28 protein-coding genes are annotated in these 25,990 nt (G+C 64.3%); 7 read left to right on the top strand and 21 right to left on the bottom strand.

The window, feature by feature from the left end; genetic code table 11:
- Nucleotides 1-10: 10 nt before the first annotated feature.
- The gene (locus ACSQ3I_RS11365) at nt 11-922 is read right to left on the bottom strand and encodes a LysR family transcriptional regulator (protein ID WP_435998885.1); all 912 of its coding nucleotides are present in this window, start codon (nt 920-922) and stop codon (nt 11-13) included.
- On the opposite strand from ACSQ3I_RS11365, the gene ACSQ3I_RS11360 reads away from it, so the two are divergent.
- The 3 genes from ACSQ3I_RS11360 (at nt 921) to ACSQ3I_RS11350 (ending at nt 2,629) form a co-directional block, all read left to right on the top strand.
- Nucleotides 921-1,052: a hypothetical protein gene (locus tag ACSQ3I_RS11360; RefSeq protein ID WP_435998883.1), complete on the top strand. Its 132-nt coding sequence runs from the start codon at nt 921-923 to the stop codon at nt 1,050-1,052. The genes ACSQ3I_RS11365 and ACSQ3I_RS11360 overlap by 2 nt on opposite strands.
- On the top strand, nt 1,049-1,801 hold the full coding sequence (locus ACSQ3I_RS11355) for an SDR family NAD(P)-dependent oxidoreductase (RefSeq protein WP_435998882.1): 753 nt from the start codon (nt 1,049-1,051) through the stop codon (nt 1,799-1,801). The genes ACSQ3I_RS11360 and ACSQ3I_RS11355 overlap by 4 nt, the downstream gene beginning before the upstream one ends.
- A 225-nt stretch (nt 1,802-2,026) precedes the next feature.
- Nucleotides 2,027-2,629, top strand: a complete 603-nt coding sequence (locus ACSQ3I_RS11350) for a HupE/UreJ family protein (RefSeq protein WP_435998880.1) — start codon at nt 2,027-2,029, stop codon at nt 2,627-2,629.
- 64 nt (nt 2,630-2,693) lie between these two features.
- On the opposite strand, the gene cobM is transcribed toward ACSQ3I_RS11350, so the two are convergent.
- Together cobM and cbiE are read right to left on the bottom strand one after the other, a co-directional pair.
- Nucleotides 2,694-3,455 (bottom strand): precorrin-4 C(11)-methyltransferase, encoded by a 762-nt coding sequence (cobM, locus tag ACSQ3I_RS11345; RefSeq protein WP_435998879.1) that lies wholly within the window; start codon nt 3,453-3,455, stop codon nt 2,694-2,696.
- A 308-nt stretch (nt 3,456-3,763) separates the two neighbouring features.
- Nucleotides 3,764-5,017: a precorrin-6y C5,15-methyltransferase (decarboxylating) subunit CbiE gene (cbiE, locus tag ACSQ3I_RS11340; RefSeq protein WP_435998877.1), complete on the bottom strand. Its 1,254-nt coding sequence runs from the start codon at nt 5,015-5,017 to the stop codon at nt 3,764-3,766.
- On the opposite strand from cbiE, the gene ACSQ3I_RS11335 reads away from it, so the two are divergent.
- On the top strand, nt 5,001-5,756 hold the full coding sequence (locus ACSQ3I_RS11335) for a cobalt-precorrin-6A reductase (protein ID WP_435998875.1): 756 nt from the start codon (nt 5,001-5,003) through the stop codon (nt 5,754-5,756). The two genes, cbiE and ACSQ3I_RS11335, sit on opposite strands and share 17 nt — an antisense overlap.
- Here the strand turns inward: ACSQ3I_RS11335 and ACSQ3I_RS11330 are convergent.
- The 14 genes from ACSQ3I_RS11330 to ACSQ3I_RS11265 form a co-directional block, all read right to left on the bottom strand.
- On the bottom strand, nt 5,735-6,499 hold the full coding sequence (locus tag ACSQ3I_RS11330; RefSeq protein ID WP_435998873.1) for a precorrin-3B C(17)-methyltransferase: 765 nt from the start codon (nt 6,497-6,499) through the stop codon (nt 5,735-5,737). The genes ACSQ3I_RS11335 and ACSQ3I_RS11330 overlap by 22 nt on opposite strands.
- Nucleotides 6,496-7,233 (bottom strand): precorrin-2 C(20)-methyltransferase, encoded by a 738-nt coding sequence (locus tag ACSQ3I_RS11325; RefSeq protein WP_435998872.1) that lies wholly within the window; start codon nt 7,231-7,233, stop codon nt 6,496-6,498. Before ACSQ3I_RS11325 ends, ACSQ3I_RS11330 begins: the two co-directional genes overlap by 4 nt.
- The gene (locus tag ACSQ3I_RS11320; RefSeq protein ID WP_435998871.1) at nt 7,230-7,862 is read right to left on the bottom strand and encodes a precorrin-8X methylmutase; all 633 of its coding nucleotides are present in this window, start codon (nt 7,860-7,862) and stop codon (nt 7,230-7,232) included. The genes ACSQ3I_RS11325 and ACSQ3I_RS11320 overlap by 4 nt, the downstream gene beginning before the upstream one ends.
- Nucleotides 7,859-9,241 (bottom strand): precorrin-3B synthase, encoded by a 1,383-nt coding sequence (gene cobG / locus ACSQ3I_RS11315; RefSeq protein WP_435998869.1) that lies wholly within the window; start codon nt 9,239-9,241, stop codon nt 7,859-7,861. Before cobG ends, ACSQ3I_RS11320 begins: the two co-directional genes overlap by 4 nt.
- Nucleotides 9,242-9,442: 201 nt before the next feature.
- The gene (gene cobF / locus ACSQ3I_RS11310) at nt 9,443-10,213 is read right to left on the bottom strand and encodes a precorrin-6A synthase (deacetylating) (protein WP_435998868.1); all 771 of its coding nucleotides are present in this window, start codon (nt 10,211-10,213) and stop codon (nt 9,443-9,445) included.
- 67 nt (nt 10,214-10,280) lie between these two features.
- A complete protein-coding gene (locus ACSQ3I_RS11305; protein WP_435998866.1) occupies nt 10,281-11,240 on the bottom strand; it encodes a DMT family transporter in 960 nt (319 codons plus the stop codon).
- Nucleotides 11,237-11,824, bottom strand: coding sequence for a TetR/AcrR family transcriptional regulator (locus tag ACSQ3I_RS11300; protein ID WP_435998864.1), 588 nt, complete (start codon nt 11,822-11,824; stop codon nt 11,237-11,239). Before ACSQ3I_RS11300 ends, ACSQ3I_RS11305 begins: the two co-directional genes overlap by 4 nt.
- A gap of 137 nt (nt 11,825-11,961) precedes the next feature.
- Nucleotides 11,962-12,405: an SRPBCC family protein gene (locus ACSQ3I_RS11295; RefSeq protein ID WP_435998862.1), complete on the bottom strand. Its 444-nt coding sequence runs from the start codon at nt 12,403-12,405 to the stop codon at nt 11,962-11,964.
- A gap of 105 nt (nt 12,406-12,510) precedes the next feature.
- Nucleotides 12,511-12,921, bottom strand: a complete 411-nt coding sequence (locus ACSQ3I_RS11290; RefSeq protein WP_435998861.1) for a carboxymuconolactone decarboxylase family protein — start codon at nt 12,919-12,921, stop codon at nt 12,511-12,513.
- A gap of 85 nt (nt 12,922-13,006) precedes the next feature.
- Nucleotides 13,007-14,503 (bottom strand): sugar ABC transporter ATP-binding protein, encoded by a 1,497-nt coding sequence (locus ACSQ3I_RS11285; protein WP_435998859.1) that lies wholly within the window; start codon nt 14,501-14,503, stop codon nt 13,007-13,009.
- A 1-nt stretch (nt 14,504) separates the two neighbouring features.
- Nucleotides 14,505-15,560 (bottom strand): hypothetical protein, encoded by a 1,056-nt coding sequence (locus ACSQ3I_RS11280; RefSeq protein ID WP_435998857.1) that lies wholly within the window; start codon nt 15,558-15,560, stop codon nt 14,505-14,507.
- Nucleotides 15,557-17,680: an ABC transporter permease gene (locus ACSQ3I_RS11275; RefSeq protein WP_435998855.1), complete on the bottom strand. Its 2,124-nt coding sequence runs from the start codon at nt 17,678-17,680 to the stop codon at nt 15,557-15,559. The genes ACSQ3I_RS11280 and ACSQ3I_RS11275 overlap by 4 nt, the downstream gene beginning before the upstream one ends.
- A 287-nt stretch (nt 17,681-17,967) precedes the next feature.
- Nucleotides 17,968-18,993 (bottom strand): sugar ABC transporter substrate-binding protein, encoded by a 1,026-nt coding sequence (locus tag ACSQ3I_RS11270; RefSeq protein ID WP_435998853.1) that lies wholly within the window; start codon nt 18,991-18,993, stop codon nt 17,968-17,970.
- A gap of 71 nt (nt 18,994-19,064) precedes the next feature.
- Nucleotides 19,065-20,045 carry an ABC transporter permease gene (locus ACSQ3I_RS11265; protein WP_435998851.1) on the bottom strand — a complete coding sequence of 327 codons (981 nt, stop codon included), beginning with the start codon at nt 20,043-20,045 and terminating at the stop codon, nt 19,065-19,067.
- Between the two features lie 376 nt (nt 20,046-20,421).
- Here ACSQ3I_RS11265 and ACSQ3I_RS11260 point away from each other — a divergent pair, with 376 nt between their 5' ends.
- The 3 genes from ACSQ3I_RS11260 to ACSQ3I_RS11250 are packed head-to-tail and all read left to right on the top strand — an operon-like array spanning nt 20,422 to nt 22,756.
- The gene (locus ACSQ3I_RS11260) at nt 20,422-21,372 is read left to right on the top strand and encodes a MurR/RpiR family transcriptional regulator (RefSeq protein WP_435998849.1); all 951 of its coding nucleotides are present in this window, start codon (nt 20,422-20,424) and stop codon (nt 21,370-21,372) included.
- Nucleotides 21,369-22,013: a cysteine hydrolase family protein gene (locus tag ACSQ3I_RS11255; protein WP_435998847.1), complete on the top strand. Its 645-nt coding sequence runs from the start codon at nt 21,369-21,371 to the stop codon at nt 22,011-22,013. Before ACSQ3I_RS11260 ends, ACSQ3I_RS11255 begins: the two co-directional genes overlap by 4 nt.
- Complete coding sequence (locus ACSQ3I_RS11250) at nt 22,010-22,756, top strand: N-formylglutamate amidohydrolase (protein WP_435998845.1); 747 nt, start codon at nt 22,010-22,012, stop codon at nt 22,754-22,756. Before ACSQ3I_RS11255 ends, ACSQ3I_RS11250 begins: the two co-directional genes overlap by 4 nt.
- A 229-nt stretch (nt 22,757-22,985) precedes the next feature.
- Here the strand turns inward: ACSQ3I_RS11250 and ACSQ3I_RS11245 are convergent, their stop codons facing one another.
- From ACSQ3I_RS11245 to ACSQ3I_RS11230, 4 genes are all read right to left on the bottom strand, one after another.
- On the bottom strand, nt 22,986-23,279 hold the full coding sequence (locus ACSQ3I_RS11245; protein WP_435998843.1) for a hypothetical protein: 294 nt from the start codon (nt 23,277-23,279) through the stop codon (nt 22,986-22,988).
- Nucleotides 23,280-23,362: 83 nt separating this feature from the next.
- A complete protein-coding gene (locus ACSQ3I_RS11240) occupies nt 23,363-24,094 on the bottom strand; it encodes an MBL fold metallo-hydrolase (protein WP_435998841.1) in 732 nt (243 codons plus the stop codon).
- Nucleotides 24,095-24,097: 3 nt separating this feature from the next.
- Nucleotides 24,098-25,201 (bottom strand): ABC transporter ATP-binding protein, encoded by a 1,104-nt coding sequence (locus ACSQ3I_RS11235; protein ID WP_435998839.1) that lies wholly within the window; start codon nt 25,199-25,201, stop codon nt 24,098-24,100.
- Nucleotides 25,198-25,989 carry an ABC transporter permease gene (locus tag ACSQ3I_RS11230; protein ID WP_435998837.1) on the bottom strand — a complete coding sequence of 264 codons (792 nt, stop codon included), beginning with the start codon at nt 25,987-25,989 and terminating at the stop codon, nt 25,198-25,200. The genes ACSQ3I_RS11235 and ACSQ3I_RS11230 overlap by 4 nt, the downstream gene beginning before the upstream one ends.
- Nucleotide 25,990: the final 1 nt, after the last annotated feature.

Genomic DNA, 25,990 nt, shown 5'->3' with positions numbered 1-25,990 from the left:
CAGGTGTCGGTCAGGCCGAGAAGAATCGTCCTTCGCGAAAACCGACCGCCAGATGATCGATCCAGGCGCGGACATGCAGGGGCAACCCGGTCCGCGTCGTGAAGACGAGATGGACGATGCCCTCGCGGCCACTCCATTGCGGAAACAGCCGGACAAGCTGCCCCTCGCGCAGCGCGTCCACACAGGCATGGTCGGGCAAAAGGGCAACCCCCAGCCCGGCCAGCGCAGCCTCGCGCAAGGCGTAAAAATTGCCGCAGGCAATCCGTGGCTCGTGGCTGAAGGAATGCTGTCGCCCCGCCTGATCCTCGAGATCCCAGACGATATTTCCCGGCGCATCGGATGAACTCAACGTCGGTATCGCGGCAAGACCGCCGATATCCTGCATATCTGCGATCGTGTTGGCGAGCTTAGGACTGCCGATGAGGATGCGCCGGCTTTTCGCCAGCGTGCGCATCGTCAGCACCGCATCCGTATCCAGCCGCGTGCGCACCCGCAGCGCCAGATCAATATGTTCGGCAATCAGGTCGACGGCCCGGTCGGTCGCAAGCACCCGGACATTGACCAGCGGAAACCGGGCAAGGAACGACGGCAGCAGTTGGGCGACGACATCCATCAGCCCGGTTGGGCAGCTGAACCGCACCGTTCCGCGCGGCTCCGCTTGTGCCGCGGCGACCAGCGCCTCGGCGCGCTCCACCTCCGACAGGGCATTACGGCAACGTTCGAAGAAGGCGCGGCCGATCTCCGTCACCCGGAAACTGCGCGACGACCGTTCGATAAGCCGGGCGCCGAGCCGCGCTTCCAGCTGCGCCACGCGGCGGCTGAGCTTGGATTTCGGCAGGTTGAGCGCCCGGCCGGCAGCCGTGAAGCCACCATGTGTCACCACCTCGCTGAAATAGAAAAGGTCGTTCAGGTCCTGCATCATGACACTCCAGCGTTCCATTGATGGAACGCATAGTATCGACATTGCCGACTACAGCCATCACCGTTCTGAAAATATCTCTATTGGCAACAGCGAAACAGGTCGCTGCAACCAACAAGGAGCAGAACAATGAGCAACAGATTGCAAGGCAAGGTCGCAGTCGTTACCGGCGGCACCACGGGCATCGGCCTCGGCATCGCCCGGCAGTTCGCGGCGGAAGGCGCCACAGTCTTCATCACCGGCCGCCGGCAGCAGGAACTCGACGCCGCCGTCAAGGACATCGGCGGCAACGTAACCGGCGTCCGCGGCGACATTTCCGACCTCGCCGATCTCGACCGCCTGTTTGACACGATCCAGCAGAAGGTTTCCCACATCGACATCCTCGCCGCCAATGCCGGCGGCGGCACCTTTGCACCGCTCGGCTCAATCACCGAGGAGGATTTCGACAAAACCTTCTCGATCAACGTCAAGGGCACCCTGTTCACGGTGCAGAAGGCGCTGCCGCTGCTGCGCGACGGCGGCTCGATCATCCTGACGAGCTCGACCAGCACGACACGCGCCATCCCTGCCTTCAGCGTCTACGGCGCCACAAAGGCGGCGATCCGCAACTTCGCCCGCCACTGGATCCTCGACCTCAAGGATCGCAACATCCGCGTCAACGCCATCAGCCCCGGCCCGACGCTGACACCCGGCCTGACCGGCCTCACCTCCAGCGAAGAGCAGTGGAAGCAGTTCGAGGGCAGCATCTCGGCGCAGATCCCGCTCGGACGCTTGGCCGACCCGAACGAAATCGGCCGTGCTGCCGTGTTCCTCGCCTCCGACGATGCCAGCTTCGTTAACGGCATCGAACTGTTCGTCGATGGTGGCATGGCACAGATCTGAGGTTCACCCGAAACCAGCCTCCTGCCGGCCAAAGCCGGCGGGAGGCAGATAATTGGCCGCCCGCGCGTCGCTGCAGACGGGCAATCTCCCTCAACCGGCGCGATATACGTCAAATGACGTAATCGAAAACTTCCGGCATTTTCTCCCGGCGCCGGATATGCCAAAACTCCAAGCTGAAGGAGGTCGTCCGCATCATCGGAGCCTCCGCCAGCAAGGGGACGCATCATGGCCAGAAAACTCATCACGTTCACGATCGCCGCCGCGGCGGCCTTTCTCACTCCGGCTCTCGCTTTCGCGCATACCGGCGTCGGCGAGGCAAGCGGCTTCATGCATGGGTTCATGCATCCGGTCGGCGGGCTGGATCATATCCTGGCGATGGTGATGGTCGGCGTCTTCGCCTGGCAGCTCGGCGGCAAGGCGCTCTGGGCGGTGCCGGCAAGCTTCGTCGCGCTGATGGCTGTCGGCGGCGCGCTTGGCATCTCGGCCGTACCGGTGCCGTTCGTCGAGACCGGCATTGCGCTTTCGGTGGTCATTCTCGGCGGCCTGGTGGCCTTCGGCCTGCGCGCCTCGCTGGCCGCCGCAGCCGGCATCGTCGGCCTGTTCGCCATCTTCCACGGTTATGCGCATGGCGCCGAAATGCCGGCAGATGCAAGCGGCCTCGGTTATGCGCTGGGCTTCATGCTGGCAACGGCCTTGCTGCATGTCTCTGGCCTCGGCGCCGGCGCCCTGATCGGCCGGCTCAGCGAGATCAAAGGCCCCATCGTCGTTCGTTCGGCGGGCGGCATCACGGCACTTGCTGGCGTCGGCCTGCTTGCCGGCGTGCTGTAAGGCGGCGCGCTGACCGCAACATGCTCCAAGTCATTCCAAAGGCCGGCCCCCGAGGCCGGCTTTTTCATTCCTGCCGGCCGCGGAAGCGACGCTGGTAGGCAGGATCGTAGAGGGCACTTTCGCGGAAATCGCTGGCCGCAAGGCCCGGGCCGACAAAAATCAGCGCGGTGCGCTCGATCGGATCTTCCGCCACCTTGGCGGCGATATCGGCCAGCGTGCCGCGGATGATCCGCTCGTCCGGCCAGCTTGCCTTGACGACGATGGCGACGGGGCAATCTGCGCCGTAGAGCGGCGTCAGTTCCGCCACCACTTGATCCAAAGCATGGATCGCCAAATGGATGGCGAGCGTCGAACCGCTGGCGCCAAAAGCCTGCAGCGTCTCGCTGTTCGGCATCGGCGAAGCTCGGCCGGAAACGCGGGTGAGCACGAGGCTCTGGGCGACGGACGGAATGGTCAGTTCGCGGCCGAGCGCCGAAGCGGCGGCGGCAAAGGCCGGCACACCCGGGGTCATGGTGTAATCGAGACCACGTTTTTCAAGACGTCGGATCTGTTCGGCCACCGCGCTCCAGACGGAGAGATCGCCGGAATGCAGCCGGGCCACATCCTCGCCGGCTTCCGCCGCCTTGGCGAACTCCACCTCGATCTCATCCAGCGACATCGGCGCCGTATCGACGATGCGGGCGCCGGGCGGGCAATATTGCAGAAGCTCCGGCGAGACCAGCGAGCCGGCATGGAGGCAGACCGGGCATTTGCCGATCAGATCCCGGCCGCGAACGGTGATGAGATCGGCCGCCCCCGGCCCAGCCCCGATGAAATGTACTGTCATGTCCTATCCCTCGATCGCGCCGCGACCAGCCGATGGATGGCGCCGCGCTGACAAAAATTTCTGACCTTGCCGCCCTTGCGAGCAGGATGGTCGCATGTGCCCCTTTCCCCTTCTCCCCCGCGGGGAGAAGATGGCCCGAAGGGTCGGATGAGGGGGTGAGACACGGCAAGACCTTCGCCTGGAGCGCCCCCTCATCCCGCTGCCGCGACCTTCTCCCCGCCGGGGAGAAGGAGGCAGGATGCGCCCCCTTCATTCAACAGGCAAAAAACCTGCTCGTACGAGCAAAACCACCGTTTCCGCCCCCGTCATCACGATTTCACCCAGCTCCACTGCGTCACCGGCATCGCCGGCCGCCAGCCTACCATGTTGCCAATCGGGGCAGCGCGGGCGATGTCGATGCGCACCAGCGTGCCGCCTAGGCGCGCGTACTGCGCCAGAAGCACCGCCTCCATCTCGATCGTCACGGCATTGGCGACCAACCGGCCACCCGGCCTCAGCGCGGCGATTGCCGCATCCATGACGCCATCCTCGCTGCCGCCGCCGCCGATGAAGATCGCATCCGGGGTAACAAGGCCGGCAAGCGCCTGCGGTGCCTGCCCTTCGACGACGGCAAGACCCGGCACGCCGAACATCGCCGCGTTGCGGCCGATGCGGGCCGCCCGGTCCGGCGCCTGCTCGATGGCAATCGCCCGCATGGCGGGGTCGCGGAGCATCCACTCGATACCGATGGAGCCGGAGCCGCCGCCGATATCCCAGAGAAGTTCGCCCCTGCGCGGAGAGAGTGCCGAGAGCGTCAGAGCCCGGATTTCTCGCTTGGTGATCTGGCCGTCATGCTCGAACAGCGCATCATCCAGACCGCCGGCGAGCGGCAGGATTCTCGCACCTTCACCCGCCGTCACCTCAACGCCACAGACATTGAGCGAATGGAAAACATCGTCGGAAAAATGCGCGGCGACATGCCGGGTCAGCCGCTCCTGCTCTCCGCCAAGCGCCTCCAGCACGGTCAGCCGCGATCCGCCAAAACCGGTTTCCGCGAGCAGGTGGGCAAGGGTCGCCGGGCCTTTTTCGTCCGAGGTCAAGGCCAGCACACGACGGCCGGGCTGCAGGTGCGGACGGACGAGATCGACAGGTCGGCCATGCAGCGAAACCACCGTCACATCCTGCAGCGGCCAGCCAAGCCGCGAGGCAGCGAGACTGAACGAGGAGGGTGCGGGAATGACGTGCATCTCCACCGGATCGATGCGTCGCGACAGCGTGGCACCGACGCCGAAGAAGAAGGGATCGCCGGAGGCGAGCACCACAGTCGGCTTGCCGCGGCGGGCGACGACGGCTTCGACAGATGTCTCGAACGGGCTGAGCCAGGCTGACGTTTCCCCGGCGATCAGCGGGGCAGCCAGTTGCAGGTGCCGCGTGCCGCCGAACACCAGACCGGCGGCGGCAATCGCCGCCTTGGCCGCATCGCCGAGGCCGGCTGGACCATCCTCACCGATGCCGATAATGGTAAGCCACCGTTCGGAAACGGACGGGGTATGGATGGAATCAGGCATGGGCAGACACCGCATCCTTCTTCTCGGCGGCACGACCGAGGCCCGGCAACTCGCAGAACGCCTGGCCGGACATCCCGCCTATGAGGCGACGCTGTCGCTCGCCGGCCGCACGGCCGAACCGCGCGCCCTGCCGCTGGCGGTGAGAAGCGGCGGCTTCGGCGGAGCGGAGGGGCTGGCTGCCTATCTGCGCGCCGAACAGATCGACCTGCTGATTGATGCTACCCATCCCTTTGCCAATAGGATTTCCGCCAATGCCGCATGGGCGGCCAAGGAAACGGGCGTGCAAATCTTCGCGCTGCGCCGTCCCGGCTGGGAACGCGTCGAGGGCGATGTGTGGGAGAGCGTCGACAGTGTCGATGCCGCCGTCGATGCGCTGGGCACGGCGCCGCGCCGGGTGTTTTTGGCGATCGGCCGGCAGGAGGCTTTTGCCTTCAGTCGCGCGCCGCAGCATGCCTATGTCGTGCGCAGCGTCGATCCCGTCGTGCCGCCGCTCGACGTGCCGCAGGCCGAATACATCCTTGCGACCGGACCGTTTGACGAGGCGGGCGAGCGCCGGTTGCTCGAAGACCGGCGCATCGATGTGATCGTCGCCAAGAACAGCGGCGGCAGCGCCACCTACGGCAAGATCGCCGCGGCACGCATTCTGGGCAAGGTCGTGGTGATGATCGAGCGGCAGGTCGCACCCGACGTCCCGTCGGTCGCCGACGCGGAAGCGGCGCTCGAACGCATCACTCACGTCTTGCCTCCGGCGTAAAAGCGCGGCGTATAGACGAGGTCGGATTGTCCCTCGCGGGCAACGATGCGTGTTTCCGGCGAGCCGATAATGACGCAGGTCGCCATGTCGGCGCGCCCTGCATCGGCCTCCGCCAGCGGCATGACCAGAAGGCGTTCGTCCGGCCGGCCGGCGGCGCGGCCGAAAATCACCGGCACCGTGCCGGGCAGAACCTCGCGCAGCAGGGAGAAGGCTTCGCCGAGCTGCCAGGGCCGCGCCTTGCTGATGGGATTGTAGAGCGCGATCACCATGCCGGCTTCCGCCATCAGCCGCAGCCGCCTGGTGATGACCTCCCAGGGTTTTAGGTTGTCGGACAGCGAGATGGCACAAAAGTCATGGCCGAGCGGCGCGCCGATACGGGCGGCAACAGCCAGCATGGCGGTGACGCCGGGCGTCACCACGAGTTCCACCTGCCGCCATTCCGCCGGTCCCTTGTCGATGGCTTCGCAGACGGCGGCGGCCATGGCGAAAACGCCCGGATCGCCGCCGGAGACGACGCAGACTTTTTCGCCCGCCGCAGCCCGTATCAACGCGGCCTGGGCACGGTCCAGTTCCTCGCGGTTGTCAGAGGCGATGCGCCGCTGGTCGGGACGCAGCGACAGGCGGTCGAGATAGGGGCCGTAGCCGAAAAATTCCGTGGCGGCGGCAACGGCGTTCAAAGCCTCCGGCGTCATCTGCCCGGCATTGCCGGGGCCGGTGCCGACGACATACAGCACACCGCTCATGGCCGGTCCTTCCAGCCGGCGACCAGCACCAGCGAGAAATAGGGGGCCACATCATCCGCCTTTTCGGCGAGCGGCACCATGGCGGCATTCGCCATCGTGCCACGCTCGACGTAAACGGCCTGATCGAGTTTGCCGGCGGCGGCAAGCGCCCGGCGGATTTTCGGCAGGTTGCGGCCGACCTTCATGATGACGGCCGCCTCGGTATCGCCGAGACGGCGGACAAGTTCGGCCTCCGGCATGGTGCCGGGCAGCACGGACAGCACGTCGTCGCCCTGGACGATCGGCAGGCCGGCCATCGACCAGCAGCCGGACATCGCCGTGATGCCGGGAATGACCTCCGCCGCAAAACGCGAGGCGAGCCGCACATGCAGGTGCATGTAGGAGCCGTAAAACAGCGGATCGCCTTCACTGAGGATAGCGACGGTGCGGCCCGCTTCGAGATGGCTTGCGACCGCCGCCGCCGAGGCATCGTAGAAATCGGTGATCTGGCTCTTGTAGCCGTCCTCGTTCTTATCGATCTCGGTAGTAACGGGGTAATAGAGCGGCAGTTCCGGCATGCCGGGCTTCAACAGCCCGTCGACCACGGCGCGGCCATTGCCGCGACGGCCTTCCTTGGCGAAATAGGCGAGCACGTCGGCGCTTTCCAACGCGCGGATCGCCTTGACCGTCAGCAGATCCGGATCGCCGGGGCCGGTGCCGACGCCGATCAGGCGTCCGTAAGCCGCCGCACTCAAAGGCCCGGCCTCGACAGGGCGTTGACGGTCGCCGCCGTCATGGCGCTGCCGCCGAGGCGGCCGCGGACGATGGCATAAGGCACGCCGTAGGACTGTTCCGCCAACGCATCCTTCGATTCGGCCGCGCCAACGAAGCCGACCGGCATGCCGATGATCGCCGCCGGTTTTGGCGCGCCGTCGCGCAGGAGTTCGAGCAGGTAGAAGAGCGCGGTCGGCGCATTGCCGATGGCAACGACAGAGCCGGCAAGCCGCTCGACCCAGAGCTTTATCGCCGCTGCGGAACGGGTATTGCCAATCTCCTTGGCGAGCACGGGCGTCTGCGGATCACTCAGCGTGCAGATCACCTCGTTGCCGGCCGGCAAGCGGGCGCGGGTAATGCCATGCGCCACCATCTGCGCATCGCAGAAGATCGGCGCGCCGGCCTTCAGTGCACCGCGGGCGGCGGAGACGAAATCCGGCGAGAAGACGAAATGTTCTGCCGCCTCGACGAGGCCGCAGGCGTGGATCATGCGAACGGCGATATCCGCTTGTTCATCGGAGAAACGCGCAAGATCGGCCTCGGCGCGGATGATGGCGAAGGAGCGCTCATAGATGGCGTCACCCTCGCGGATATAGTCGTAATCTGTCATTCCCAGTCCCGTTGCAGCACTTGCCCGATCGCTCCCGCACCCAGCCTTTCCAGGCTGGCCGCCGCCGTCTCGCCCGCCTGTCGCTCGGTGTCGACCAGCACGGCAAGCCGCCGGAAGGCGGAGGTCACGTCCTTAGCAGCGATGTAAGCATCTGGCGAGCCTGATGCGGAGCCATTTACGACAAGTCCGTAGCCTGTTGGCGCTGCCGTCAGCGTCAGGCCCGCCGCGGCGGGATGGGCACAGCCTTTCCGACAGCCGGAGAGATGCAGCGTCAACGAGCCGTCGAGCAATGACGGCGCCTCCGTGATGACGGTACGGGCCAGCGCATGCGTATCGAAAAATGCCGAGGCGCAGCCGCGCGCACCGGCACAGACGGCGATGGCATTGGCCGGATCGGCCGGTGACGTGCGCAGGCCATGGGTGGCAGCCAGCGAAAGCCCCTCGCCGATCTTTTCGGGCGCGATGCCGACGAGGAAAAAGCCGTGCTCCGGCGCCAGGCGGATTTCGCCGGCGCCCAGCTTTTCCATCGGGGCGAGGAAAGCAATGAGGACATCGGCCTCGATCTGGCAGAAGGACAGGCCGACCCCGAGAAGCGGGCGAGCCGGATCGAAGGCATGGATGCCGACGGGAAGCGGTGCAGGCTTCGCATGGCCTTCGGCAAAGGCAACGGGCAAGGCAAAGTGACCACGCCAGGCCTCGACATCAAGATTGCGGCCGCGAGCGGCGGGGCCAAGAGCATCGAGGGCACGCAGCAGGGTGACGACGGCATCGACGACCTGCTCTTCAGCCAGAAGCGCCACCGGGCGGGCGGTGCGGGCATTGCCGGCGAGTGACAGGCACCAGAACACGGCCCCGTCCGCCGAAAGCACGGCGGACAGGCGGATATCGGCGACGATGCCGCCAAGATGGAAACGGCCGCCGGCATCGACGGTGATCGAGAGTTTCGGCGCAAGCTGCAGCGGCGGCATGTGCGCTTCGATCGCCTGCCGCAGCGCGTCCGCAAGCGGGCGGGGATCGAGGATTTCGCCGGGATCGATGCCGGTAAGCGGCGGGGTTTCGATCGCCACGCCCGAAGATAGCGGCATGTCCATCGCCAGGATGGTTTGCGCGAAGGCCGGTGCCGTTTCCGTATCGAGACCGCGAACCTGCAGGTTGCCGCGGGCGGTGACTTCGATGAGGCCGTTGCCGAATTGTTTCGCAGCGGCGGCGATGGCGGCGAACTGGCCGGGCGTCAGGCTGCCGTCGAGCGGACGCAGGCGCACCAGGAGGCCATCGCCGGTCGCCATCGGCGCGTCGAGAGACGGGCAAGCACCGCGGCGGGCCGAGGGGACGGGAAGCGGGCTGCAGGCAAGCGGCAAAGGTTGGGGCGTGTTCATCATCTCAGGCTGAACCATAACACGACGGCAGGCCTTGCGAGAAATCAAAGACGCGACCCCCGCGATCTGCTTTGCGCCCTGCACCGGAGGCAGAGTGGGGGCGGTCGCGCAGCGAATAGCACCATTCAGACCCGGAGCAGTCCCCTCATCTGCCTTTCAGGCATCGTCTCCCCCAGGGGAGACGAGGAGAACCGATGTCAGGCCCTATTCCTCGAAATCTGCGCCTTTCTGCAGCAGATAGATATCCATGATCCAGCCGTGGCGGGTCCGGGCGGCGGCGCGGGTGGCGAGGATTTCCTCCTTCACGTCCGACAGCCGGCCGCTGATGACGATTTCGTCCGACGTGCCGAGATAAGCGCCCCAGTAGATCATCGCATCCGGATCGTCGATGCGCTGGAAAGCCTGCTCGCCGTCGAGCATCACCACAGCTGTTTCGACAATGCCCGGAAAGCTCTCCGAAAGCCTGCGGCCGGTGGTGATCGCCACCGGCTTGCCGACGAGGTTGAGGGGTATGCGGTGGCTGGCACAGAGCGCCTGAACGCTGGTGATGCCGGGGATAACGCTGTAGTCGAAGGCGACGTTGCCGCGCCTCGTCACCCGCTCCATGATGCGGATGGTGCTGTCGTAAAGCATCGGGTCGCCCCAGACGAGGAAGGCACCGATGCCATCCTCATCGAGTTCGGCGCAAAACATCGCCTCGTGGATTTCGGCAATCGCCGCATGCCACTCGTCGACGCCCTGCATGTAGCTCTGGCCTTCGGTGCGGCGAACGGGCACGGCATATTCCACCGTACGGCTTTCCGGATTGGTGACGTAGCGGGCGACGATCTCGCGGCGGACATCGGCCAACTCAGCCTTCTTCGCCCCCTTGGTCGGCAGGAACAGGACATCGGCGCGATTGAGCGCATTGATCGCCTGGATGGTCATGTGTTCGGGATTGCCGGAACCGATGCCGACGAGGAGGATATGTCTCATGGAATGCCCCTGCGCTGCCCATCGGCGGCGCTTGCAAGGGGCCGCCGGGAAAGCCCCTTTCGCATGTTCAGGCGCTTTGCGCCAGCGCCTCGTCCACCCGCTTTTTCATCGCAGCGGGCTTTGGCGACCGGGCGACGATGACGATGCCTGCCAAAGACACGGCCATGCCGCAGGCCATCGCCCAGGTCAGCGGCTCATCGAACATGATCCAGGCCCAGATCATCACCACCGGCGGGCTGAGATAGAGCACGGCCGTCACCTGCGCCGGAGACGACCGGCGCAACGCAAGGTAATAAAGGCTCCAGGCGCCGATGGTGGCGACAAACACCAGCCAGAGGATGCCGCCGACGAAACCGGCCTCGAGGATCGGCACGACACCGCCTTCCTGCCAGGCAAAGACGGAAAATATGGCTGCCGCCGACAGGCACTGGATGCACAGGCTCTGATGGATGGGCATGGCGCCCGCCGCGCTACGCTTCTGCAACAGCATCGCCACCGCCAGAGACAACGTGCCGAGAATGGGCAGGCCATAGGCCCAGAGCGGCACATCGACGATGCGGACCGACCAGCCGGAAGCGATCAGCACCCCCGCCAGCCCGACGAAGGAGCCGACCCACTGCCGCCCGGTCAGGAGCTGGCCCAACATCGGCCAGGAGAGCACTGCAACCATCAACGGCAACATGTCGGTGATCAGCGCCACGAGGCCGGTCGGGACACCGAGGGAGATGGCGAAGGCGAAAGCACCGAGATAGAACGCCATCGCCAAGGCGCCGAACAGCACCTGCGGCAGAACGTCTTTCCATCGCAATCGCGGTCCGACGGTTAGGGCGAAGGGCAACAATACCACCCCAGAGACGAGGCTGCGCCACAGGAGGATGAGAAAGATCGGCGCATGATCGTTGGCGAAACGAATGCCGATGAAACCGGCACTCCAGCAGATCACCAACGCCGCTTCGATCAGCACCAGGACCGCAAGGCCCATCAGCCCGCTGGCGGGACGCAATGACGTCGCGAAGGTTTTTGTCATCGGCCGGTGGCTTCGAAGCGCTCGAGCATGGAAACCGCCATCCGGCGCGCCGTCTTCAAGCGCTGGTCATGTCCGTCGAGCCCCGCCCGCGACATCGCCCCCTCCAGCAGAAACGACAGGTGTTCGGCGATTTCGTCGCTATCGGCATGGCCGGGGCGCAAGGCATCGAGGTGTTGCCGGAACAATTGCTGCACCTCCTCCTTTTGCGCGGCGACGATGGCCCGGGCGGGATCGTCGACCGACAGTTCGGCGGCGGCGTTGAGAAGCCCGCAGCCGCGAAATCCCCATTCGTAGGCCATTGCGGCATGATCGACGTAGGAATCGAACACGGCCAGCACCCGATCCTTCGGCGTGGCGGCCGCACTCAACCGCGCTTGCAGCAACGCATGCCACTCGACGCACCGCTTTTCGAGATAAGCGACCAAAAGCTCGGCCTTGGAGGAGAAGTTGTTGTAAAGGCTCATCTTCGCCACGCCCGCCCGGGCGGTAATCGCATCGATGCCGGTCGCGGCCACGCCTTCGGCATAAAAAAGCTCGGCCGCCGCCTGCAGCAGACGATCACGCGCGGGAACCCGGTTCGCCATACGATCGAAACTCCGTTATTATGTAGACCGATCTACCTAATAACAACGACATCGTCAAGCATTGCCCGGCGCGGGAAAGAGTGTGGACTTGAAGGAGACTGGCCAGATCGGGTGATCACCGTCTGGCCATGACGGCATTATTCCTTGATGTCCGGCTCGACGAGATTGGCGAGGTTGCGTAGCGATTGCTGCCAGCCGAGGTAGCAGGCTTCCGGCGGGATGACGTCCGGTATGCCGGCCTGGGTGATCTCCACCTCGGTGCCGACGGATACCTTCTTCAAGGTGACGACGACCTCCATTTCGCCGGGCAGGTTGGGATCGTCGAACCTGTCGACATAGCGCAGGCGTTCGCCGGGGACGAGTTCGAGATATTCGCCGCCGAAGGCGTGGCTATTGCCGGTGGTGAAGTTGCGGAAGGACATCTTGAACGTGCCCCCGACCTTCGGCTCGAAATGATGTACGGTGCAGGCAAACCCGTTCGGCGGCAGCCACTTCGCCATCGCATCCGCCTCAAGGAACGCGCGGTAGACCTTGTCCGGGCTGGTTGCCAGGACACGGTGCAGTTTGATGGTGCTCGGCATGATCGTGATCCTTCTCGGTTGTTTGCATGAACGATCCAAGGACGGATTGGATCCTGCCGACCCGACAGGGGGAGGTTATTTTTTGCGGGACCGGGGAGAAAAATCTCAGCCCTTGACCTCGAATTGCGGATCGACCGGGATCTGCATCGCCGTGACCAGATGGTTGGTCTGGCCGGCGAGGCCGATGATCGACAGGAGTTCGCCGTGCTGGGCATCCGTCATGCCCTTGGCCTTGGCGGCGGCCGTATGCGAATGGATGCAGTAGGAGCAGCCGTTGGCAACGGAGACGGCGATGTAGACCATCTCTTTTGTCAGGGGATCAATGGCACTATCGGCGACCATGATCTCCTTCAGCTGACCCCAGATACGCTTCAGATGAGCCGGATCATTGGCAAGTCCGCGCCAAAAATTGTTGACGAAATCCGATTTGCGCGTGGCGCGGATGTCGTCGAAGACGGCCTTGACCTCCGGATGGGCGTCCGCCTCGGCATCGGTCCACAGTTTTACGGTTGCCATGGGATGGGTCTCCTCTTTTCCGTTCTGTCTGGAATACCCCGCCCACAGCAGCGGGGCAATTGTTTCGCCGGCGGCTCCCCTGCCCTCAATGCACTGCCGCGTACATGATCTTCTCTTCCGTCGCCTCGACAGGCGAAAACTCCTCGACGATGCGGCCCTGGCGGCAGACGAGGATGCGGTCGGAGAGGTTCATGATCTCCGGCAGATAGGAGGAGATCACCACCACGGCGAGGCCTTCGTCGGCGAGCCGATTGATGATCTGGTGGATCTCGGCGATGGCGCCGACATCGACGCCGCGGGTCGGCTCATCGAAGATGACGACGCGCGGGCGCTGCACAAGGCCCTTGCCGATCACCACCTTCTGCTGGTTGCCACCGGACAGCTCGACGACGCGGGCATTGTCGTTGATGGCGCGGATGTTGAGCATCTTCGTCCATTCTGCCGACAGCGCCCGCATCTCGGCGGCGTTGATCACCCAGGCCTTCTCGTGGCCAGCCGCCAGCAGCCCGCCAAAAATGTTTTCGGCGATCGACATGGTTTCGAAGAAACCTTCGCTCTTGCGGTCCTCGGTGACGTAGACGATGCCGTCCTTCACCGCCTCGCGCGGCACGTAATAACGTACCGGCTTGTCGTCCAGTTCGATGGTACCGCCGCGATTGAAGTCGCGCTTGTAAATGCCGGCGACCACTTTGAAGGTTTCGGTGCGGCCGGAGCCGATCAGGCCGAAGACGCCGGTGATCTGGCCCTCGAAGATCGAGAAGGAATTGTTGCGCACGATGTTGCTCATCGAGATGTCCTGCACCGACAGCACCTTGTGGCCGGGCTTGCGCAACTTCGCCTCGTCGCGCTGGCGGTAAAGCTCGGCCGAAAGCGTACGGCCGACCATGGCGGCGATGATTTTTTCGCGGTCGAATTCCTTCGTTTCGCCCGAGGCGACCAGTTCGCCGTCGCGCAGGATGGTGATGCGGTCGGAAAGCAGCAGCGCCTCTTCGAGCGCGTGGGAGATGAAGACGATCGAGACGCCGCGCGCCTTGAGGCGGCGCACCAGCGCGAAGAAGTGGCGCTTTTCCTCCGGCGTCAGTGTCGCCGTCGGTTCGTCGAAGATGATGATTTCGGCATTGTGGTGGACGGCGCGGGCGATCTCGACCATCTGCTTCTTGGCGGCACCCAGCGTCTCGACCATGGCGGTGGGATCGACCGGGAAATTCAGCGACTGCAGGAATTGCTGCGCCGAAATGTAGGTGCCACGCAGGCGGTTCAGGAATTTCTCGGCACCGAGATAGAGGTTCTGGGCAACCGTCATCGACGGCACCAGGCTGGTTTCCTGGAAGACCATGGCGATGCCGGCTTCCAGCGCCTCGTTGGGCGTCTTGTAGGACACTTCGCGGTCGTGGTGGAACATCTTGCCGGATGTCGCCTCGACGACGCCGGCGATGATCTTGGTCAGCGTCGACTTACCGGCACCGTTTTCCCCGAGCAAGGCGTGGATCTCGCCCTTGCGCAGGTCGAAGGTGACGTTCTTGACCGCCGGCACGCCGCGATAGGCCTTGGTGACGCCCTCCAGGCGAACGATGGTATCCATCTCAGCGGCCCTCCGCGGTGGGTATGTCGATGGCGAGCACGCTGTCACCGCCCTTGGATGCGACGTAGAGCGTGCCGTCCTTTGCCACGGCGCTGGTCGTGCCGTGGCGGGTGCCGTTGGCGCGGCTATGCAGGCTGAAGAGCGGCTGCAGGTCGGCATCGAGCTTGACCACCAGCCCGTAGGACCGGCTCGGCGACCATGGCTTGTGGATGCCCATGGTACGGATGCCGCCGCATTGCAGCGGCTCCAGGAAACTGCGGCCGGAGGAGAGCGCCGGAGCGATCCAGCTGTCGCGCGGCACCTCGGCCATCATGTCCAGCCGGTAATGGGTTTCCTGCAGCACGAATTCGATCAGGCGATTGCGCGGCGCAAACAGCGAGAGCCAGAGGCCGCCATCGGCAGCCGGCGACAGGCGGGCGGGATAGCCGGGCAGCTTGTCGATGACCGTTTTCGGGGTACCGCTGCCGGTAATTTTCAGCAGGCGGTGGCGCCAGCTTTCGCTGACAATGACGCCATCTGCGACCGGATACAGGCCATAAGGAAAGGCGAGACCCGAGGCGATCTCACGGACATCGCCGCCGGCAGCCTCGCGCTTCCAGACGGAACCGGAAGCCCCTTTTTCCATCAGATCGGCAGCCCAGGCGGACGGGGCGTGTTTTGCGGAACCGTTGGCGAGAAACAAGGCGCCGTCAGGGCCGTAGGCAAGCGCGGTGATGCAGCGGACGGCCGGCGGCAACGCTAATTCCTTGCCATCGACGAAAAGCTTGCCGGTTTCGAGCGCCACGGCCAGAGAGCCGGCCGGCGACACAGCAAGCGCCGTGACCGGCGAGGGAAAAGTTTCGGCGACGGAGGGTTCGGCTCCGGCAGCGAGCGTGTAGACGGCGTTGCCGCTGGAGGCGAAAAGCGCGCCGTTGCGGAAAACCAGGTTGTCGGCTTCCGTCAGCGCCGCGAAGGCCGGGGCGTCGTCGAGGCGGGTGTTGGGGCGGAAGGCGCCGTCGAGCGGCGGGATCGTTACCGCCTTGCCGCGGAAATAATCGAGGATCGGGTCGAAGATCATTTGGTACCTCCCCAGTAGGAAGCGGGGCCGGTCCAGCTTTCGTCAGCGCCGGCGATCCTGTAGCGACCGACGCGGTTGTTCAGGATGCCGCCGATGAACAACTGGCCCTTATGCTCGCGCATCGAGGTGACCATCGGGTGGGCGTTGCCCGAGAGGTCGCCGAGCGTCTCGACGATCTCGCCCTTGTCGTTGAATTTCACCACGCCGCCGGTGTTGATGTTGGGAAACAGCCATTCGTCCTGCGGCAGGCGGCGGGTCATGCGCTTGCGCATGCCGGGATGGCGCAGCGACAGGTCGAAGCTCGGCGTGCGCATGCCGAGCCAGGCCATCCAGTAATGGCCGCCGGAAGCACGGTTGATGTTGTCGGGATAACCCGGCATGTCCTTGATGACGCATTCGGCCGTGCCGGCCTTCGGGCCTTCCAGCCAGTAGCGGTGGACGCGGCACGCCCAGCTTTCGGCGACGAACAGCGACTTGCCGTCATGCGCCATGCAGACGCCGTTGAGATAACGGTAGCCGTCCAGCAACGTTTTCGTCGAGCCGTCCTTGGGATCGTAGACCAGCAGGCGGCCGGTGGCACGGTTTTCGATCGAATCCAGCGCCCAGTCGTGGGCATCGTAACGCTTGGTACTGTCGGTGAAATAGATGCGGCCGTCCGGGGCGATGTCACAGTCGTTCGGATCGCGCAGGCGGGCATCGTCGACGACCGAGGTCCAGGAGCGCGCCGTTTCGGCCGAGAGCTTTTTCACCTCGCGATCAGGCGAGATGGAATAGAGGCCCATGGCGCCGACGCAGCTGATCAGGTTGTCGTCCCTGTCGAAGGCCAGTCCGAGCGGGAAGCCGCCGACATGGGCAAAAACTTCCGAGCGGGTGTAATCCGGCGCAAAGAAACGGACGATCTCGCCGTGGCGGGTGCCGCAATAGAGATGGTCGTTGCGGTCGAGGATGACGTCTTCGGGGCCTTCCAGTTCACCGAGGCCGATGTGACTGGCTTCCGACAGGCGGTTGTCGAGGGCATAGGCGCTGCCAGAGCCAGGCAGCGCCGATTGCGTCTCCCCCATCTTCAGATAGACGGGGGCGACATAGACCTCATTCAGCACCTTGTGGCGGTTCTTCAGCCAGCGGATATCGATGGTGACGGCGACCGCGAGCATGATGCCGAGCACCATCTGGTTGGTGCCGGTACCGTAGCCGAGCCGGATGAGGCCGTTGGTCATGACCAGCACGATGATGGCGCCCATGACCCCCTTCACCACGGAGCCACGCCCGCCGCCGAGCGAATTGCCGCCGACGACGGCCGCCGTCAGCGCCAGGATTTCAAGGTTGAGGCCGGTGCCGGGGCCGGCGCCGGAGAGCCTTGTGGCAATGAGGAAGCCGGCAATCGAGGCACAGAAGCCGGAGAAGACGTAGGTCAGGAACACGGTGCGCTTGACGCGGATGCCGGCATTGTGCGCCGAGCGCCGCGAGCCGCCGACGGCCAGAACGTGCCATCCGGGTCGCGAGCGGGTGAGCGCGATGTGGGTGATGACGGCAATGATAACGGCGGTGATGACCGGGATCGAGAAGCCGAACAGCGTGCCATCGCCGATGAAATCCCAGGTGTCGGACGAGGCCATCGAAGTCTGGATATCGGCACCGTAATTCACCACCAGGATATCGAAGATCGCCCGGCCGATGATGAAGGTGACCAGCGTGGTGAGGAAGGCGCGCAGGCGTAGATAACCGACGAGATAGCCGTTGATGGCGCCGCAGACGATGCCGGTGGCAAGCGCTGCGACAAGCGCCACCCAGACCGGCATCTCGAAGATGAAGAAGGTCGAGACAGCCGCGAATGTGGCAAGCGCGAAAATCGATCCGACCGACAGATCGATGCCGCCGCCGAGCATGACGACGGTCAGGCCGGTGACGACGACCGAGAACTCGCCGAGCTGGCGGGTCGATTCCTGCAGCGAATAGGGTTTGAAGAAGCCCGGGATCGACGCCCCGAAGGAGACGACCGTGACCACCAGCACCAGAAAGGGGATGGCGTTGTCCGTCCAGCGCTTGGTGAGGATTTCGCCCACCAGGTGATCGGGAATGAGGTTGTAGCGCCAGGCTTGCAGGCGTTCGCGGAAGGTCATCGGTCGGGCCTAGATTGTGGATGTGGTAGTGGCTTGGGGAGACACCCCTTGCCTCGACCTCTCCCCGTCAAAGGGAGAGAGCATGTCGAATTTTGTCGCCGGCGGCCGCGTCCCCTTCTCCCCCGCGGGGAGAAGGTGGCCCGAAGGGTCGGGTGAGGGGGGCAGGCGCACAGGTTTTGCCGTGGAGCGCCCCCTCATCCCGCTGCCGCGACCTTCTCCCCGCTGGGGAGAAGGAGGCAAGACGCACCGTCACTGCGTAGACAACGCTCGTCCGGCCGCAACCAGCCTTACTTCGCAGCCGCTTCCGCCTGCAGCGCCTTCAGATCCCAGCAGCTGTCGGGGCGGAGGTTTTCCTTCGTGGTTGCCTTCAGGAGCGTGTAGATGAAGGGCGACGAGGTGCCGGGAGCCTGGCCGCTCTGCAGCAGGTACTTGATGATCGCCACCATGTTGTGGGTTTCCTGCGCCAGTTCGGTCATGACCACCGCGCCGTAGGTGCCGTCGGCGATACGATCGCAATCGGCCGCCTTTTCGCCGCCGCCCGTCGTCACGAGGAAGACCTGGTCCTGCTTGCCGGCATCGCGGATGGCAGCCGCCGCACCGGTTGCGTCACCATCCCAGAAGTCGATGATGCCGCAAATGTCGGGGTTCTGCTGCAGCATGGTGGTGGTCACGTTGCGCGACGTGGTGGCATCCCAGTTGGAATCCGGCTTGGCGACGACCTGGAAGTCCGGGTATTTCGCCAGGACGTCCATGATGCCGGCATACTGGTAGAGGCTGGTGGCGTTGACCTGGTCGCCCTGCACGAGGCCGATCTTCTTCGACGAATTGGGGCCGCAACCCTTGACCACGGCTTCCGCTTCCAGGCGACCGAGCTGCGTCCAATCGCTGCCGACATAGGCGTCGGCCTTGAAGTTCGCCGGGTTGTCGACGAGCACGACATAGATACCTTCCGCCTGCGCCCGCTTCATCAGCTTGGAGTAGGAGTTGAGGTCGGGCGACATGACGATCAGCACGTCGGGCTTCGTTTCCGACGAAATCACCTCGGTGATCGCCTGGGCGCCGGCCTCGACGCTCCAGTTCGGGTCGCGGGTTTCGAACACGCCGCCGAATGTATCGATTTCACGCTGCAGGATCGCCGCCCAACCCTGGGCAAGGTCGAAACCCATGGCCATCGGCACCAGGACGATACGCTTGCCCTTCAGCGCTTCGGCATAGACGGCCGATGATGGGTCGTCGGCCGCCTGCGGCGCCGTGGCGAAGAAGGAGGCGGAAAGCGCGGCGGCTGCCGCCAGAAGCGTAGGCAAATATTTCATGGCAATCCCCTGTTGCAGTTGGTCGGTAAACAATCTCTTTGGGCACCGCGCCGTCGGGGCGCGGCACGGTTTTAAATATCGCCCTGCTGCGCCGTCTGTTCGTCGCGCGGGTTCAGGAAGCCGTCGATAATGATTGCCGCGAGCAGGATCGTCGACTTGATCAGGCTCTGGTAGATCAACGGAATATCGATGATCGTCATGGCGTTGAGCATGATGCCGATCAGGGCGGCGCCGAACAGCACGTTACGCACCCCGCCCTTGCCGCCGGACAGCCCGATGCCGCCGATGACCGCCACCAGAACGATGTCGTAAAGCAGCGTCGAGTTGACGACGCGGGTATTGATCGAGTGCAGGCTCGCCGCCGTCAGCAGGCCGGCGATGAAGGCGATCAGCGCGGAAATGACGTAGCGAAGCACCAGCATCGGCCGCACCGGCATGCCGGCATTTCGCGCCGAAACCGGGTTGTCGCCGGCATAATAGACGTAGCGTCCCCACTTGGTGTAGCGCAGGAACAGAAAGATGAGAAAAGCCAGCGCGGCGAAGATGAACACTTCCACCGGGATATCGAAATACCGCACGCCGCCGAAAAGCTGGACCCAATGGCCAGGCGGCACCGGCACGGCATCCTGGGCGATGAGCTGCGAACGCACGTAACCGAAAACGAAGGAACCGCTTGCCAGCGTCACGAAGATCGCCGGCACCTCGGCGTAAGCGACAAGGAAGCCGTTCAGCAGGCCGATCGCCAGCACGCCCGATATCACCAGCAGGAAGGCGGCGCTGTCGGCCATGCCGTCGTTCAGAAGCTGCAGATACCATGCAACCGACATGGCCATGATGGCGACGGCGGAAAGATCGATGCCGCGGCCGATGACGACGATCGCCATGCCGAGCGCCAGGATGCCGAGCACAGAGACGGAGCGGACGATGGCGACGATATTATCCGACGTGAAGAAACCCGGCAGGGTGACCGAAGCGACGACGAACATCAGGACCGCGATCAAAAGCACGATCCGCTCCTGATTCATCTCTTTCCAGTTCAACCAGCTTTTCATGTCGTTCCCCGGCACCTTGCCCCTGATGGACGGTGCGCATTCTGCATTCTCCTTCATCGGGAAAGCAAAGACGGTCTTACCCAAAGCCCGCCCGGATGAAGCTTTTCATGCGTCTTATTGGTTCAAGTCTGAAATGAAATTTCAAATGAGGTCAAGGCACTCTGCGGCTTCGCGCAACGGCGATACGACTCGACCGTTGCCGCAAAGGCTGCTCTTCCTCATTTTCGTTCCCCGCAACTTTTCGCTGCTTTTCTCAATGCTATGTCCACACCTTCGTAGCTGTCAACGCTTCTTCACAATTGACGGACAGGATTTTGTCTGTAATTTTCTCTTCATACAATAACGACAAGTGTGCACTTGGGGAGGCGCCACGGCCATGAGCATCCGGGATATGCTGCTGCGCAGCGATCTTTCGCTTACGCCGTCGGAAGAAAAGATCGTCCAGGCGCTCCTGACCGACTACCCGACGGCCGGGCTGGGAACGGCGACGGCCTTGGCCAAACGCGCCGGCGTCAGCGACCCGACCGTGGTGCGGCTGGTGATGAAACTCGGCTTCGAGGGCTATCCCGGCTTCCAGGCAAAACTTCTGGCCGAGGTCGAGGCACGGCTGCATTCGCCGCTCTTGATGATGGAAGCGAAGCGGCTGGAAAGCGGCAGCACCGCCGATGGTATCGCCACCTCCTACCTGCGCTCTGTGGTCGCCTGCCTGGACCGGACGATCACCGGCACGCCGGCGATGAGCTACGAGCGCGCCGCCCGGCTGGTGAGCGAAGCGAAGGGCAGCGTCTTCCTGCTCGGCGGCCGCTTCAGCCGCCACATCGCCGGCATGCTCGGCGGCTACATCACCCAGCTGCGCAGCGATGTGCACGATATCGGCGTGCTGTCCGCCCAGAGCTTCGACCAGCTCATCGACATGGACAAGCGCGACGTGCTCGTCGTCTTCGATTATCGCCGCTACCAGCGCGACGTCGTCGCCTTCGCCGAGCAGGCGGCGGCCCGCGGCGTCAAGATCCTGTTGTTCACCGATCCCTGGCTGTCGCCGATCTCGGACTATGCCGAGGTGACGCTCTCAAGCTCGATCGACGTCGCTTCGCCCTATGACACGCTGGCACCGGCGGTCGGCCAGATCGAGGCGCTGGCTGCGCACCTCATCGCCCGCATGGACGACGATACCCGCGCCCGCATCGAGGCGCTGGAGGGTGTGCGTGAACGCAACGGCGTGACTTTCGACAACACGCGCTCAGGCGCCGGGGACACCCCCTCCAACGAGACATCCGTCCGGACACAGCCCGGACCGAAAAACACCAGGCAGGAGCCGAAACCATGACCAAGACCATCACCCGCGACCAGGCCTACGAGGCCGGCGCGACCGCCATCCTGCTCGTCGACCTGCAGAAGATCTGGCTCATCCCCGGTATCGATCCTTCCCATCCGGAGCGTGGTCCCGACCACTATTTCTACAAGCAGACCGCCACGGAGACGATCCCCAACAACGAGAGGCTGCTTGCCGCAGCGCGTGAAAACGGCGTCGAGGTGCTGCACACCATCATCCAGAGCCTGACCGAGGACGGCCGCGACTGCTCGCTCGACCACAAACTGACGCCGATCCACATTCCGCGCAGCGCCCCGGAAGGCCTGCCGGTCGATAGCCTGATGCCCGTCGGCGACGAGATCATGATTCCGAAGACATCCTCCGGCGTCTTCAACTCGACCAATATCGACTATCTGCTGAAGAACCTGGGTATCAAGTACCTGATCATCACCGGCATCATGACCGACCAGTGCGTCGACATGGCCGTGCGCGATGCCGCCGACCGCGGCTATCTCGTCACCTGCGTCACGGATGCCTGCGCCACGGCAACGCCGGAACGCCACGACGGCGCCCTCAAGGCATTCGGCGGGTATTGCTGGCTGGCCGACACCGACACGGTGATCGAACGCCTCAAGGCGCTCGGGAAACCTGCATGACGACCGCAACGACCCTGGACTGGCCGGATCCGGTCGAAGTGTTGAACGAGGCGGGCACGAACGACATCGTGCTCACCTGCGAACATGCCTCGAACCATATTCCGACCGAATATGCCGGCCTCGGCCTGCCGCCGCACGAACTGACCCGCCACATCGCCTGGGACATCGGCGTCGCCGCCGTGACCCGCGAACTGGCACGGCGGCTAGACGCGCCGGCCTTCCTCGGCACCTATTCGCGGCTCCTAATCGACCTCAACCGGCCTGTGGACAGCCCGACCAGCATTCCGGCGCGCTCCGAGGCGACGGACATTCCGGGCAATATCGGGATCGACGAAAACGAGAAGACCCGCCGTATCGAGCGGATGTTCAGGCCGTTCCACGATCGCATCGAAGCCTTGCTGGATGCGCGGGAAAAGCAGGGCCGGAAGAGCCGCATCGTCGGTATCCACTCGTTCACGCCGGTTTTCCATGGGGTGCAGCGACCCTGGCATGTCGGCATCCTCTACGGCCAGTCGAAGGACTACGCCGAGGCGCTGATGACCGAACTGAGGCGCGATCCGGCGCTGGTGGTGGACGGCAACGTGCCCTACATCATCGACCGGCTGGAGGATTACGCCATTCCCGTCCACGGCGAGGACCGCGGGTATCCGGCAGTTCTGGTGGAGGTGCGGCAGGATCTTTTGCTGACGGATGCCGGGGTGCAGGAATGGACGGACCGACTGTATGCGGCGCTGACGGCGTGAGCATGTTGGGGTGGAGGTGGCGCCTGCGGTGGCCCCTCATCCGCCTGCGTCCTGCGGACCTTTCTCTCCGTTTTGAAGGGGAGAAGGAGGTATGCCGCACCGACTTCCCCAATCTCAACGCTGCGTAGGGCAAGTCCCCTCTCCTCGCAAGCGGGGAGAGGGAGAGGGAGAGGGGCAAAACCTCATTCGCGGAGGCCCCATTCACGCAGACAGATCGCCAAGCCGCAGCTCAATGGTCCTCAAGCTGCTTTGTATAGCGCCGGGCGCCCTTTTCGCCGCTCGCGCTTTCGGCGTTCCGTTCCTCCATCTCCTCCTGTATCGCCTCGAAGCCGCGCTTCGGCACGAAGTAATACTGGCCGGAACGCACCGCATTGGTGCAGGCGACGAATTCCTGTTCGCGAATGACGCCGTAGCATTGCTTGGAGATCGGATCGACTAATCCGTCCGGCGGCATATAGGCGCCGGGATTGGTGCAGCCGCTGACGGCAAGCAGGCCGAGGATGGCGATGGCGACGTTTCTCATGTGTCCCTCTTCATGCGGGCGGCGCATGCCACCGATTCGAACACACTCGATATCCGTCCAACCCTGCCCGAACTTTGCGTCGGTCAGGCGCGCTCCTTCTCGTCGAGCCAGTTGCGGATGAGCGCGCGGTAGCGCTCACCGGAAAAGCTCGGGAAATGGCCGCCATGCACGAGCCGGACCGGCAAGGTGAGCAGCCGCTGCATCGACCGCAGGTAATCGCCGGCATCGGCATGGTAGGTGTCTTCGATCAGCGGGCCGTCATAGAGAATGTCGCCGGAAAACAGGATGCCGGTCTTTTCCTCCCAAAGCGCGATGCCGCCGGGGGAATGACCGGGCGTATGGATGACCTCGAAGAGGCGGTCGCCGAGATCGATGTGATCGCCGTCCCTGAGAATGCGGGTCGCGGGTGCCGCCTTCACGGCGTAACATTTCGAGCAATAGGGTTCCGGCGGCAAGGCGTCGAAGATGTCGTCGGTGACGTAGGGATCGGCAAGCGTGTTGGCGCGGGTGGGATTGGCGAGCAGGTCGGCCTCGGCCTCATGCACGGCGCGGCATTCGAACTCGTGGTGGCAGCCGATATGATCGAAATGGGTGTGGCTGGCCACCGCGATCAACGGCTTCTCGGTGACCAGCGGCACCCATTCGCGCAGCGACACGACGCCCATGCCGCTATCGACCAGCATGTCGCTGTCGCGGCCGCGCACATGCCAGATGTTGCAGCGGTAGAATTCCTGGATGAAGGGTTCGGAAATAGCGGTGACATCGTCCTCGCGGCGTTCGACGGCATACCATTTATCCGGGCTGATGCGCTGCATGGATCAGGCCCCCGTGGCGGCCGGCAAGGCGACGATGTCGGCCGCCTGCACCGCAAGCGGTATCGAGGCTCCGTCGGAAAGGTGCGCCGTCTGCGGCATATGCACGACAAGACTCGACGAAGGCGATGAGACAGGCGCCACATGGCAACGCTGGTGGGTGCCGAAGAAGGCGCTGGAGGTGATGTGCGCCTCTCCGAGCGACAGGCTGCCCGGTCCGCCCGCCGCCTCCGCCGGACCGCGAAAATGTTCCGGGCGGATGACGAGGCTGAATTTCTGGCCGGTTTTCGCGTCACCCGCCGTGAACGCCGTGGCCGGCAGGATCAGCCGGCCGAGCGGCGTTTCCACCAGAACCTCATCACCGTCACGGGCGATGACCTTGCCGTCGAGGAAATTCACCTCGCCCATGAAACCGGCGGAAAACAGCGATTTCGGCCGCATGTAGATCTCGGCCGGTGCCCCGACATCCTCGATGCGGCCGGCATTCATCACCACGATGCGGTCGGCGATCGCCATCGCCTCCTCCTGGTCGTGGGTGACGTGCACGAAGGTGGTGCCGACCCGTTTCTGGATCGCCTTCAGCTCGTCCTGCATCTGGCGGCGCAGCTTCAGGTCGAGCGCGCCGAGCGGCTCGTCGAGCAGCAGCACGTCGGGATCGACGGCAAGCGCGCGGGCCAGTGCCACGCGCTGGCGCTGGCCGCCGGAAAGCTCGTGCGGCTTCTTCGCCGACGAGGCCTTCAGGCCGACGAGATCAAGGAAACCGAACGCCTTCTCGTAGCGCTCGGCGCGGGCCATGCCGCGCATCCTGAGGCCGAAACCGACATTGTCGCGCAGGCACATATGCGGGAAGAGCGCGTAGTCCTGGAACATGGTGGTGGTCGGGCGCCGGGCCGGCGGAACGAAGGTCATGTCCTTGTCGGCAATCAGCACCTGGCCGCTCGACGGCATCAGGAAGCCGCCGAGGATGGAGAGCAGCGTGGTCTTGCCGCAGCCGGACGGCCCGAGCAGCACGATGAACTCGCCGGCAGCGATTTCAAGCGAGACCTCGTTCAGCGCGGTGAACTGGTGGAAAAGGCGCGAGACGGTGCGGATCGAGACGGCGGCGGTCATGGCGTGTTCTTTTTCCGGAAGAGGGCAAGTTCGAGGATGACGAGCAGCGCGATCGACGCCAGGAAGACGACGGAGCCTATGGCATTGGTCTTCGGGTTGAGGCCGGAGCGCAACAGGCTCCAGATCTCTACCGGCAGCGTCACGTCGAAACGCGAGAGCAGGAAGGCGATGATGAATTCGTCCCAGCTGAAGGTGACGGACAGGAAGAAGCTGGCGAGGATCGACGGCATCAGCATCGGCGCGGTGACGAGAAGCATCACCTTCCAGTCGCTGGCGCCGAGATCGCGGGCGGCGCGCTCGATGTTCACATGGTGATCGCCCATCGAAGAATAGATGATGGCGAAGCAGAGCGGCAGGTTGATGACGACGTGGCCGATGCCGACCGTCCAGAGCGACAGGCCGATGCCGAGCGTGTTGAGCACGGTGAGCAGGCCGAGCGCGATGATCAGGTAACTCACCGTCATCGGCGCGATCAAGAGGCCACGCTGCAGCGCCGAGCCCGGCAGCTTGTAGCGGGCAAAGCCGTAGGCCGCCATGAAGCCGAGCAGGCAGGCGACGGCCGACGAGGTGGTGGCGACGATCAGCGAGTTGAGGAGTGCGGCCATCAGCTTGCGGTCGGCGAAGATCGCCTCGTACCATTGCAGCGAAAAGCCGTTGAACGGCGGCACCGGCAGGCGGCCGTCCTGGAAGGAGAACAGCACCAGCACCGCGACCGGCAGGAAGATGAAGCCGAACAGGGCTGCGGCGTAGACGACGGCGAGAAGGGTGGAGAGGCGATGGCGCAGCATG

This window comes from Rhizobium sp. LjRoot30, from assembly GCF_964253915.1.
In the GTDB taxonomy this organism is placed as follows: domain Bacteria; phylum Pseudomonadota; class Alphaproteobacteria; order Rhizobiales; family Rhizobiaceae; genus Metarhizobium.
The sequence above is the reverse complement of the archived record's forward strand: the minus strand, read 5'-3'. Positions and strand labels throughout refer to the sequence as shown.

Bases quoted from the DNA above. Each gene is read 5' to 3' on its own strand.
- ACSQ3I_RS11270 (WP_435998853.1), bottom strand. From the start codon at position 18,993: ATGAAATATTTGCCTACGCTTCTGGCGGCAGCCGCCGCGCTTTCCGCC.
- cobG (WP_435998869.1), bottom strand. From the start codon at position 9,241: ATGATGAACACGCCCCAACCTTTGCCGCTTGCCTGCAGCCCGCTTCCC.
- ACSQ3I_RS11360 (WP_435998883.1), top strand. From the start codon at position 921: ATGACACTCCAGCGTTCCATTGATGGAACGCATAGTATCGACATTGCC.
- ACSQ3I_RS11250 (WP_435998845.1), top strand. From the start codon at position 22,010: ATGACGACCGCAACGACCCTGGACTGGCCGGATCCGGTCGAAGTGTTG.
- ACSQ3I_RS11265 (WP_435998851.1), bottom strand. From the start codon at position 20,045: ATGAAAAGCTGGTTGAACTGGAAAGAGATGAATCAGGAGCGGATCGTG.
- ACSQ3I_RS11300 (WP_435998864.1), bottom strand. From the start codon at position 11,824: ATGGCGAACCGGGTTCCCGCGCGTGATCGTCTGCTGCAGGCGGCGGCC.
- cobF (WP_435998868.1), bottom strand. From the start codon at position 10,213: ATGAGACATATCCTCCTCGTCGGCATCGGTTCCGGCAATCCCGAACAC.
- ACSQ3I_RS11320 (WP_435998871.1), bottom strand. From the start codon at position 7,862: ATGACAGATTACGACTATATCCGCGAGGGTGACGCCATCTATGAGCGC.
- ACSQ3I_RS11235 (WP_435998839.1), bottom strand. From the start codon at position 25,201: ATGACCGCCGCCGTCTCGATCCGCACCGTCTCGCGCCTTTTCCACCAG.
- ACSQ3I_RS11240 (WP_435998841.1), bottom strand. From the start codon at position 24,094: ATGCAGCGCATCAGCCCGGATAAATGGTATGCCGTCGAACGCCGCGAG.
- ACSQ3I_RS11280 (WP_435998857.1), bottom strand. From the start codon at position 15,560: ATGATCTTCGACCCGATCCTCGATTATTTCCGCGGCAAGGCGGTAACG.
- ACSQ3I_RS11290 (WP_435998861.1), bottom strand. From the start codon at position 12,921: ATGGCAACCGTAAAACTGTGGACCGATGCCGAGGCGGACGCCCATCCG.
- ACSQ3I_RS11335 (WP_435998875.1), top strand. From the start codon at position 5,001: ATGGGCAGACACCGCATCCTTCTTCTCGGCGGCACGACCGAGGCCCGG.
- ACSQ3I_RS11350 (WP_435998880.1), top strand. From the start codon at position 2,027: ATGGCCAGAAAACTCATCACGTTCACGATCGCCGCCGCGGCGGCCTTT.
- ACSQ3I_RS11255 (WP_435998847.1), top strand. From the start codon at position 21,369: ATGACCAAGACCATCACCCGCGACCAGGCCTACGAGGCCGGCGCGACC.
- ACSQ3I_RS11355 (WP_435998882.1), top strand. From the start codon at position 1,049: ATGAGCAACAGATTGCAAGGCAAGGTCGCAGTCGTTACCGGCGGCACC.
- cobM (WP_435998879.1), bottom strand. From the start codon at position 3,455: ATGACAGTACATTTCATCGGGGCTGGGCCGGGGGCGGCCGATCTCATC.
- cbiE (WP_435998877.1), bottom strand. From the start codon at position 5,017: ATGCGGTGTCTGCCCATGCCTGATTCCATCCATACCCCGTCCGTTTCC.
- ACSQ3I_RS11330 (WP_435998873.1), bottom strand. From the start codon at position 6,499: ATGAGCGGTGTGCTGTATGTCGTCGGCACCGGCCCCGGCAATGCCGGG.
- ACSQ3I_RS11230 (WP_435998837.1), bottom strand. From the start codon at position 25,989: ATGCTGCGCCATCGCCTCTCCACCCTTCTCGCCGTCGTCTACGCCGCA.
- ACSQ3I_RS11260 (WP_435998849.1), top strand. From the start codon at position 20,422: ATGAGCATCCGGGATATGCTGCTGCGCAGCGATCTTTCGCTTACGCCG.
- ACSQ3I_RS11305 (WP_435998866.1), bottom strand. From the start codon at position 11,240: ATGACAAAAACCTTCGCGACGTCATTGCGTCCCGCCAGCGGGCTGATG.
- ACSQ3I_RS11245 (WP_435998843.1), bottom strand. From the start codon at position 23,279: ATGAGAAACGTCGCCATCGCCATCCTCGGCCTGCTTGCCGTCAGCGGC.
- ACSQ3I_RS11285 (WP_435998859.1), bottom strand. From the start codon at position 14,503: ATGGATACCATCGTTCGCCTGGAGGGCGTCACCAAGGCCTATCGCGGC.
- ACSQ3I_RS11365 (WP_435998885.1), bottom strand. From the start codon at position 922: ATGATGCAGGACCTGAACGACCTTTTCTATTTCAGCGAGGTGGTGACA.
- ACSQ3I_RS11275 (WP_435998855.1), bottom strand. From the start codon at position 17,680: ATGACCTTCCGCGAACGCCTGCAAGCCTGGCGCTACAACCTCATTCCC.
- ACSQ3I_RS11295 (WP_435998862.1), bottom strand. From the start codon at position 12,405: ATGCCGAGCACCATCAAACTGCACCGTGTCCTGGCAACCAGCCCGGAC.